The 8,470-nt window shown below is 33.5% G+C and carries 11 protein-coding genes; 4 read left to right on the top strand and 7 right to left on the bottom strand.

The window, feature by feature from the left end; translation table 11 throughout:
- Positions 1-410: 410 nt before the first annotated feature.
- Positions 411-824 carry a VOC family protein gene (locus tag BFA01S_RS19540; protein ID WP_156483940.1) on the bottom strand — a complete coding sequence of 138 codons (414 nt, stop codon included), beginning with the start codon at positions 822-824 and terminating at the stop codon, positions 411-413.
- 652 nt (positions 825-1,476) lie between these two features.
- Between BFA01S_RS19540 and BFA01S_RS19535 the strand changes: the two genes are divergently transcribed.
- Entirely contained in the window at positions 1,477-2,154 is a 678-nt protein-coding gene (locus tag BFA01S_RS19535; protein WP_066234848.1) for a cell wall hydrolase, read from the top strand.
- Between the two features lie 90 nt (positions 2,155-2,244).
- Here BFA01S_RS19535 and BFA01S_RS22975 read toward each other — a convergent pair whose 3' ends face one another.
- Positions 2,245-2,550 (bottom strand): CDI toxin immunity protein, encoded by a 306-nt coding sequence (locus BFA01S_RS22975; protein WP_066234847.1) that lies wholly within the window; start codon positions 2,548-2,550, stop codon positions 2,245-2,247.
- 309 nt (positions 2,551-2,859) lie between these two features.
- On the opposite strand from BFA01S_RS22975, the gene BFA01S_RS22625 reads away from it, so the two are divergent.
- Positions 2,860-3,003, top strand: a complete 144-nt coding sequence (locus tag BFA01S_RS22625) for a hypothetical protein (RefSeq protein ID WP_156483937.1) — start codon at positions 2,860-2,862, stop codon at positions 3,001-3,003.
- A gap of 295 nt (positions 3,004-3,298) precedes the next feature.
- Here the strand turns inward: BFA01S_RS22625 and BFA01S_RS19525 are convergent, their stop codons facing one another.
- Together BFA01S_RS19525 and BFA01S_RS19520 are read right to left on the bottom strand one after the other, a co-directional pair.
- Complete coding sequence (locus BFA01S_RS19525) at positions 3,299-4,195, bottom strand: RCC1 domain-containing protein (RefSeq protein WP_066234843.1); 897 nt, start codon at positions 4,193-4,195, stop codon at positions 3,299-3,301.
- A 179-nt stretch (positions 4,196-4,374) separates the two neighbouring features.
- Positions 4,375-4,641, bottom strand: coding sequence for a hypothetical protein (locus BFA01S_RS19520; RefSeq protein ID WP_066234841.1), 267 nt, complete (start codon positions 4,639-4,641; stop codon positions 4,375-4,377).
- 426 nt (positions 4,642-5,067) lie between these two features.
- On the opposite strand from BFA01S_RS19520, the gene BFA01S_RS19515 reads away from it, so the two are divergent.
- The gene (locus tag BFA01S_RS19515) at positions 5,068-5,604 is read left to right on the top strand and encodes a DUF1697 domain-containing protein (RefSeq protein WP_066234838.1); all 537 of its coding nucleotides are present in this window, start codon (positions 5,068-5,070) and stop codon (positions 5,602-5,604) included.
- 271 nt (positions 5,605-5,875) lie between these two features.
- Here the strand turns inward: BFA01S_RS19515 and BFA01S_RS22135 are convergent, their stop codons facing one another.
- Complete coding sequence (locus BFA01S_RS22135) at positions 5,876-6,037, bottom strand: DUF3934 family protein (RefSeq protein ID WP_082800089.1); 162 nt, start codon at positions 6,035-6,037, stop codon at positions 5,876-5,878.
- Positions 6,038-6,533: 496 nt separating this feature from the next.
- Between BFA01S_RS22135 and BFA01S_RS19510 the strand changes: the two genes are divergently transcribed.
- Positions 6,534-6,713 carry a hypothetical protein gene (locus BFA01S_RS19510; RefSeq protein WP_066234835.1) on the top strand — a complete coding sequence of 60 codons (180 nt, stop codon included), beginning with the start codon at positions 6,534-6,536 and terminating at the stop codon, positions 6,711-6,713.
- A 115-nt stretch (positions 6,714-6,828) separates the two neighbouring features.
- Here BFA01S_RS19510 and BFA01S_RS19505 read toward each other — a convergent pair whose 3' ends face one another.
- Positions 6,829-7,191, bottom strand: coding sequence for a DUF192 domain-containing protein (locus BFA01S_RS19505; RefSeq protein WP_156483934.1), 363 nt, complete (start codon positions 7,189-7,191; stop codon positions 6,829-6,831).
- A 534-nt stretch (positions 7,192-7,725) separates the two neighbouring features.
- Positions 7,726-8,352 (bottom strand): class I SAM-dependent methyltransferase, encoded by a 627-nt coding sequence (locus tag BFA01S_RS19500; RefSeq protein WP_066234829.1) that lies wholly within the window; start codon positions 8,350-8,352, stop codon positions 7,726-7,728.
- Positions 8,353-8,470: the final 118 nt, after the last annotated feature.

Raw genomic sequence — 8,470 nt, 5'->3', positions numbered from 1 at the left:
CTTTATCCCATGGAATAAATTCATGATAGCTCCAGTCAATATTTGCAGAACGTTCCTTATGTAATTGATATAATTCCTTAATGCGCGGTTCTAAACGTATATCCAAATCTGAGTTTAACATTATCTTTTCTCCTTAAGGTTTTTTGCTGTTTAACTTTAAATCATTTAAACCTTCTTAACCATTATAGTTTAAATGAGGAAAGAAATACAAAACAATATCGTAACTTAACAACGGCTTCGACAGAAAGCTCATTGCATAATAAAAAAACGATACTCACTATTTAAGTATCGTACCACTTGCTGTTATTGAATTTAGCTGCTCCGATAGTGCAATCGTCTTTTCTTTTATCGCATCCGTTAGTTCAATAAGAACCTTTATTAGTAATCACTCCATGGATGAACGCACTTCATTAACTCTTTAAATAATCACAAAGCTCAATTAAAGTTCCATCAGTCGAAACTGGATTAATATATATTAACCTTCTTCCGTGTAAATTGGTACGGCGTGTATCCTCTAAAAAACGAATCCCATTTTTACTCGCTTCAAGTATTGCAGTATCTAAATTGTCTACTCGATATGCAATATGATGTACACCTTTTCCCCGTTGTTTTATAAAACGTGCTATTGGAGAGTCTTTGTTAATTGGTTCCAATAACTCAATTACTTTATCGGCTGTTCTCACAACAGCAACATGTACTTCAACACCTGGAGTGTCACTTGTATAACGATCCTCCAAACTACCATTTAATATATTAAGATAAAAAGGTAGAGCATCATCAATACTTCTTACTGCTATTCCTACATGATCTAAAACATAGTTCAACATATATTATCTCCTTCTAGCATCTCTTTATTAATATCATTTTAATTTTACTCATCCCAACTAGCAGTATATAGGATTTTCGCAAAATCACTCCGCTTTGGTTCTTCGGACAACAAATTAGTATCTCTTGTCCACGATTCCACTGCGTCTAGATAAGCATTTAAATCTGTATTTCCTACTCCGCTCCTCCGTTAATTATATCTCTTCTTAGAAATTTAAGGAATTGAATTAAATCCTTTTTAATCTCCACACTATTTTCTATCTCCTTAAAGCCCATCTATTTAGCTCTCTATTCAGGGAACTTGTCTTTTAAATTTCAACATTTTATTAATTTAACCATAGCAAATCTTTAGAATTTAATTAACTCTAACGGTTCTTTTTTAAATTTAATATTCAACTAACTGCCACGTTAATACAATTTATACAAAAAGAAATCAAGAATGTCTTAAAAGATTGAAAGTCTCGGAAATATATAACTCTATTTCAGAAATATTGGATCGAATATGACATTAATATAGGAATAATGTCATAATTCCACCTTAACTGTAATGTTGTTCATCAAATTAAAAAGAAATGTAACTGAATTGTTCTGTAAATTGATTACCAGTCCGTGTTAGTGTAATATCATGCGAAGTTACAGGAGGTAACACCTATGAAAAACACTTACATGAAAACATTCGTTGTAACTTTTGTAGCTATATTTGGATTTATAGGACTACAAAATAATACGGCCGAGGCTACTACGAAATATCGAGTTGTAAAAGGAGACAGCCTTGGGGAACTTGGACAACAATATGGTATAACCATTGATGATATAAAACAATACAATAATCGTCATGACGATTTGATTTATACAGGAGAAATGTTGCTAATTCCTGATAAACCGAAAGTATTAGGAATACAATCATCAAAACCCGAAATAGAAACGCCAGAAAAAGAATTGGAGAAACCAGCCGTTTCAATTTCAAATGAAGAAAAAGACTTATTTGCTCGATTAGTAGAAGCTGAAGCAAAAGGTGAATCATATGAAGGAAAAGTAGCAGTTGCGACTGTTGTATTAAATCGAGTTGAAGATCCTCGATTTCCAAATAATATAATAGATGTTATTAATCAAGTAGTAGGCAATAGCTATGCCTTTTCACCTGTTCAAAACGGTGAAATTAATAAGCCAGCATCAGATGAGGCGAAACGAGCAGTAGATGAAGCACTAATGAGAAAAGATCATTTAAATGATTCAATTTATTTTTATAACCCAGATATTGCAACAGATGATTGGATTCGCACTCGTCACATAGTGAAAACAATTGGTAATCATGTATTTGCAAAATAAGGAATAAAGAGCTATTATACGACGTCTCTTCTAGCTTGTGTATAGATATAATAAAGCTGTTTAATTCTCACTTAAAAAGCCAGAGCCTTTCTACAGTTGAACTGTAGAAAGGCTCTTTAAGTTGTTTTTAAATAAAGAGGTCTTTACCAATGGGTATTTATATATCCCAACAATAAGGTAAACAGGAACTGAAGTGTCCAAAGATTGATTAAATAGGACGGTAGGAATATTCAATATGTGTTCTTTAGTAAGAATAATTTTGTTACTCACCTTTTCCCAATCAATTCTTCCCCAAAATGCAATCGGAAAACAATCTGTCATATTACTTTCAATTTTATCACTTTCGTTCTCATCTAATATATCCACTTTGTCCTTTTCTGGGAACAGCTCTAACATCTCCGAAATTTATTGCTCTTTTTCCAATTTTTCTTCATGTTTCTTTCTTGAATTAGGTATTCTAAACGCTTTTTTCTTTCTTCTCTATTCACAGGATAATGCTCCTTTACTAACCGACTATTTATAAAATGTACCATGTTTTTAAACCAAACTGCCCTTTACTTCAATAAGCGAGGGAGCTACCCTCACGACAAATCCTTCTATCGTTCAAGCATCGTTTTGGTAATAGTGTTAAGAAATATTAATATGCTTCAACCATTTTTATTTTCAAGGTAAAAGTTGGACATATTATCCATAGGAGGTGATAAGGTGGCTGACAAAAAGAAAACTTCCAAAGACTTAGAAAAATCCAGTAAATTAGATAGTTACAAAAACGATCGACATAATGATAATGCTAGTGCAGCAGCGGCTCTTGAACCACAAACCCCAAGAATTTATACAGATAATCTTTAATAGTAAGTTCAATATTCAAATATTAAAAAATTAAACTTATCTAAGAGTTAGTACTAAACAATTACAATAAAAAGTCCTCATCCTTTCTTTAGGGTGAGGATTTTGCCTGTAATATTTATAGCAGTAAACAAAGCTAACGCCTAGCAGGGGTTATCAACTAAACTGCCCCGATAGACGAACAGATATTAATAAAGAAATCCATCCCCATTAGCTGAAGAAGGAATTTTCACCCTTTATGTTTAATCCTTTTTTTAGATTTATTAGTTACAGCAACTGTATTCTTTTTATCCGACAACTAATTGTTGGGCAGTTGGATGCCGCTCCATCCGCTTACATCGCATTGGCCATATTCATTATCACCCACAGCAACTACCGTGCCGTCTGATTTAAGCCCGACGGTATGGGCACAACCCGCCGCTATCGCCACAATATCGCGCCAATCACTTACATTACATTGGCCATACTCATTCCAACCAACAGCCACCACAGTACCGTCCGATTTAAGGCCGATTGTATGATTACTACCCACCGCTATCGCCACAATACCGTGCCAGCCGATTACATCGCATTGGCCTACCTTATTTTGACCCGCTGCAACCGCCGTTCCATCCGATTTAAGCCCAACAGTATGAAGATAACCCGCCTCCACCTCCACTATGCCGCGCCAGTCGCTTACATTGCATTGGCGATACCTATTATTACCTACAGCCGTCACCGTGCCGTCAGATTTAAGACCAATTGTATGCCAGTCACCAGCCGCAACCGCCACAATATCATGCCAGTCGCTTACATTGCATTCACCTTCATTATTTCGGCCCACTGCAACCGTCGTACCATCCGATTTAAGCCCAATGGTACGTCGCCAACCCGCAGCAACCGTTACAATATCGTGCCAGTCGTTTACATCGCATTGGTCATGCTTATTCCAACCCACAGCCGCCACAGTACTGTCAGATTTAAGACCGATTGTATGAGCATTACCTGTGTTCGTTGCCATATGAACATTACCAGCCGCGACTGCCACAATATCGCGCCAGCCGCTAACATCACATTGCTCATATTTATTATCACCTACAGCCGTCACCGTTCCATCAGATTTAAGCCCAACGGTATGACGACGACCCGCCGCTATCGTATCTTTAGGCCACCGTTTCACTTTTAACACCGCTTCTTTCGGTGAAATGTAATCCATGTTTTACCTCCTTGAAAACAAGACCTATTTTATTATTAAAAGGATCTACTTACTTCTTTTAAATTGGTTGATTAAATCTCAATGTACTAAATTAGGATGAACTTTTTAGGAAATCAAATTCATAAGATTTTCCCTATTCTTGTTAAGTTAAAGCTACCCGTTAGTTCTATAAAGAAATTTTATTTTTTTAACTGTTTACTTAAAAATACAAGAAATACTCTTTGAGATTTTTCCTTTTTTATCATTCTTTTTACACGTATTGTACTTTGTAAATACTGCCTAACATTTCTATTCACAAAAAACAATCGATGATATTTTTCGTCTTCATAAATATCTTTAAACCAAGTGTGATTGTTCAGCATTTCTATATTTCGATCAATTTTCCGAGTATCCAAAGAACTATCACCGAATCCTGCGGAAAGAATGCCTAAAAGAAAATCTAACATAGCTTAATTATCCCCCTGAATATATTCAACTACTTGTACAAGTAGTATATAGCATTTTTAGTCTTCGTTGATTCCTTATTGAACTATTGAATTTCGATTAAATTTATCTACTTCATTGTACAACCAAAAGATAAAATACAGGTCGCTCAAAATACACCAATTAATGAACTATCCTACTTCGCTAGTTTAATAAGAATAAATACTCTTATATAAAATTATCTAAGCGTAAAATGTAGCTTTGAAATAAAGTTTAATTGAAACAATGTTATTAACCTTGATAAATGAACAAAAGAAGATAGGAAGGTATCTTTACTTACGTTAAATACGGGGAAAATCATACTGTAAACAATTCGCAAAATAGTATGACAAATATAATCACTAACAATATAATGGATTTATATGTAAAAATTTGAAAGGAAGATGGTTATGGTTTATATTGCTCTTCTTCGAGGGATTAATGTTGGTGGAAAAAACAAAATTGACATGAAGTTGCTTAAACAAACTTTTGAAGAAGCCGGGATGAATGATGTAGTGACATACATCAATACAGGTAATATTATTTTTTCATACAAAGACATATCAAAAACTGAACTATCTCGTATTTTGGAAGAAGCGATACATAATGATTTCGAATTACAAATTAAAGTAGTAGTTCGTAGTATCGATGATATCAGAGGAATTATTAACGCCATTCCTGCTACATGGAAAAATGACAAGGATATGACAAGTGATGTTATGTTTTTATGGGATGAAATTGATGATGAATCTGTACTTGAGAACCTGGTCATTAAACCAAATATTGACTCGGTGACATATGTACCCGGCGCGATCCTATGGTCAATTGATAAGAAAAATATAACGAAAAGTGGAAGGTCAAAACTCATTGGATCAAAGATATACAAACAAGTTACGATAAGAAATGTCAACACCGCTCGTAAGATATATGAACTAATGCAAACTTAAAACAATTAGTTCTCCCGATAATAATTATACAATTGATTTTTATCGTTTTGTTTGAAGTCAGGGGAGAATTAAAGGAACCACTAACTATCTACTAAAAGTAATGGGGCAAGAGTTGAAGATCTAAGAGGTCGGCAGCTCTTTTTTCTTATTCAACTAACCTACTTCGTTAGCTGAATAAGAAAAAAGCGAACTCCTTTAAAGGAGCTCGCACACGTTGGGTCATTAAATAATTGTATTTATTCAGTATTCACTGTATTTCGGATAAGGGATTTTAGCCATTGCTCGTAGGGTCATTTTCCACATCTGTTTTCTTTGTACCTTTACTTATATAAGGTTTTGCACTCTTTTTTTTCTTTGCACTAGCTTGCCAACGATTCCATCCCTTCTTGTCTGTTCCTCTCCCTGTTCCACCTTTTCCTTTAGCTTTACTCATAAAATCACTCCATTATTATCCTAAGTTGAGTTACATATCTGGTTAGTTTTAGTCATTTTACTCGGTTATTCACAGAGTATATTGCAATAAATAACATCCTTCCAGTCACCTATACTATTGTGTAGAAACAATAAACAAATATCAACTTCACAGAATTTTCTTTTTTTTATCAAACTACCCGTTAGTTCAATAAAAAACTGAAATACAGATAATTCCGGTTAAACTTTTTCAAAACGGTACGACTTTTTTATAAATAGTACAACTTTATTTTAAATCTACATCATCACATATCCTAATCCCAATAAATACGTTCATAAAATTAAAAACCAATCTGTTAATATTACGAATAAGATGATGAAATCTCTTGATGAAGAGGCTAATTAGTAGGAAAAGGAATAAGTATAGCAATATTTAATATCATCTAATCCATCGACTTAATGTACCTCATTCATCTATAATTAAATTGATAAGAAATCTTAGATAGGTGGTGATACATATGTCTATCCGATGTGTTGTATGTAAAGAAGAAATTAAAGATAATGACTTAGTTAAGATGGATGCAGATGATACTTTGACACATGTTCGATGTATTCATTTAAAAGGTAAGATACTTAAGGAAATAAATACTTACCATAATCTCAAAGTGAAATATCCTCTTATTTTCAAACAAAACTAAAGAGCATCAAATAGATTAATATTTATCATTTCCTGATTTTCATCTCCCACTTACTCATTGGGCTATGCCATTCACATTCCTTGAAGTGAGAGTCTTCTATCAGGAAATGATAAATTTATTCTAAGAATACATCATCTCCTTCTTTGATTTGATTCTTTTCAAACCATCCCAGATTCACTTCAATTGCATAATGATAAGAAAGTTCCGGATCATAAGCAGGGCATTCTTCCTCTTTACAAGGCTCCATATGTAGTATTTTGAGAATTTTCCCATCTGAATCAAGAAAAGCAATAGATAAAGGAATTAAGGTGTTTTTCATCCAAAAGCCACCATATGTTTTTTCTGAAAACACAAATAACATCCCCTCGTTTTCAGGTAATTTTTCAACAAACATTAAACCTTTTTCTATTTTTTCTTGAGTATCTGCAACGTGAACAGTTAATCTCCTTTCCCTTTCTCCACTGGATATTTTAATCATTTTTGTTTGAAGACTCGCTTCTTTTTCGTCAAGAAAAAGAAAATGGATACTTACTACAAAAATGAGAAGGAAAAGAAAATTAATTATTTTTATTTTGTTTCCCAATATATTCCCTCACTTTCAAGCATTATTATAAGCAGGAAAGAATCTTGATATCCTTTTTTAAAAGAAGTTCATGAGGTTTAAATTTCTTTTTTTACGAAAAACGCCTTTTCCCCTTATATAATTATTCTTCGTGATCAATTTGAACATAACTTACAAGGGAGAGAGTTTTTTCAAACCTGAAAAATAACGATCTACAGAAATGCTAACCTACCCTGTTAGTAAAAAAGCGACTGTTCCTGTTGAACAATCGCTACCTGTTAGTTTCAATAGATTTATTCACAAACTTGTCTTTTTTCTACTCATTAATTACAGAAATGCTCCCTTGATCGTTACATAAAAAACTTTCTATTATGCAAGAAAAGCAGCCGTTAGTATATCAACACCCTATCTTCTAACAATTCACTTTTTTAATTTTTTGTTTGATTATCTTTATGATTCTTTCTTACATTTTACAAAAATAAATTTTATTGGAGGTTTATTTTCCTTATCCTTACTTGGCTCGTCAATTTCTGAAAACTCTACCAGTCCATATTCTCCAAATTCTTGTTTTATGGAATCAGAATCATAAAAAAACATTTTTACGCCTTCCATAATCTCGAAATAGTCTTTATCCAATTGTTTGCCCTTACCAAACATTGGAGCTTTTTTAGAAACAGTCGTAAAAATCATATATCCATTTGGCTTTAACTGATTATAGCAATTTTTAATAAACTTATCTCTCTCACGATTATCCAATAGGTGAATAAGTGCATGACAAAATATACCGTCATAAAGTTTGTTATCAAAAGGCATGTCAGTTACTGAACCATGAAAAATACTAATATCAAGCCCATTTTGCCTCGCCAAATTAATCGCTGTTTTTGAAATCTCAACACCTGTAACATTTATTCCATTGTCAATAAAAACCTTTGCATTTCTACCATATCCAATACCTGGTACCAGTATGTCCTTAACATTCCTTTCAAGGAAAAAATCCTTTGTTAAGATTGCGGAATCTGTAGGTTCAAATCCCCACATCGTTTGTTTTTCTATAAAACTTGATTCCCAGAATTCCATTATATCTCTATCTCCTTTTGTTTTATCCCAGCCTTAACGGGGACCTTCAAAGTTCTAGTAATTCGGAGAAGTGAAGCGGGAGATCCAACTGCCCGCAAAGGTCCGATCAATAGAACAC

Source organism: Metabacillus fastidiosus NBRC 101226 (assembly GCF_001591625.1).
In the GTDB taxonomy this organism is placed as follows: Bacteria; Bacillota; Bacilli; order Bacillales; family Bacillaceae; genus Metabacillus; species Metabacillus fastidiosus.
This window is presented reverse-complemented; position numbering and strand designations above follow the sequence as displayed.

Bases quoted from the DNA above. Each gene is read 5' to 3' on its own strand.
- BFA01S_RS19535 (WP_066234848.1), top strand. From the start codon at position 1,477: ATGAAAAACACTTACATGAAAACATTCGTTGTAACTTTTGTAGCTATA.
- BFA01S_RS22975 (WP_066234847.1), bottom strand. From the start codon at position 2,550: ATGTTAGAGCTGTTCCCAGAAAAGGACAAAGTGGATATATTAGATGAG.
- BFA01S_RS19525 (WP_066234843.1), bottom strand. From the start codon at position 4,195: ATGGATTACATTTCACCGAAAGAAGCGGTGTTAAAAGTGAAACGGTGG.
- BFA01S_RS19520 (WP_066234841.1), bottom strand. From the start codon at position 4,641: ATGTTAGATTTTCTTTTAGGCATTCTTTCCGCAGGATTCGGTGATAGT.
- BFA01S_RS19515 (WP_066234838.1), top strand. From the start codon at position 5,068: ATGGTTTATATTGCTCTTCTTCGAGGGATTAATGTTGGTGGAAAAAAC.
- BFA01S_RS22135 (WP_082800089.1), bottom strand. From the start codon at position 6,037: ATGAGTAAAGCTAAAGGAAAAGGTGGAACAGGGAGAGGAACAGACAAG.
- BFA01S_RS19510 (WP_066234835.1), top strand. From the start codon at position 6,534: ATGTCTATCCGATGTGTTGTATGTAAAGAAGAAATTAAAGATAATGAC.
- BFA01S_RS19505 (WP_156483934.1), bottom strand. From the start codon at position 7,191: ATGATTAAAATATCCAGTGGAGAAAGGGAAAGGAGATTAACTGTTCAC.
- BFA01S_RS19500 (WP_066234829.1), bottom strand. From the start codon at position 8,352: ATGGAATTCTGGGAATCAAGTTTTATAGAAAAACAAACGATGTGGGGA.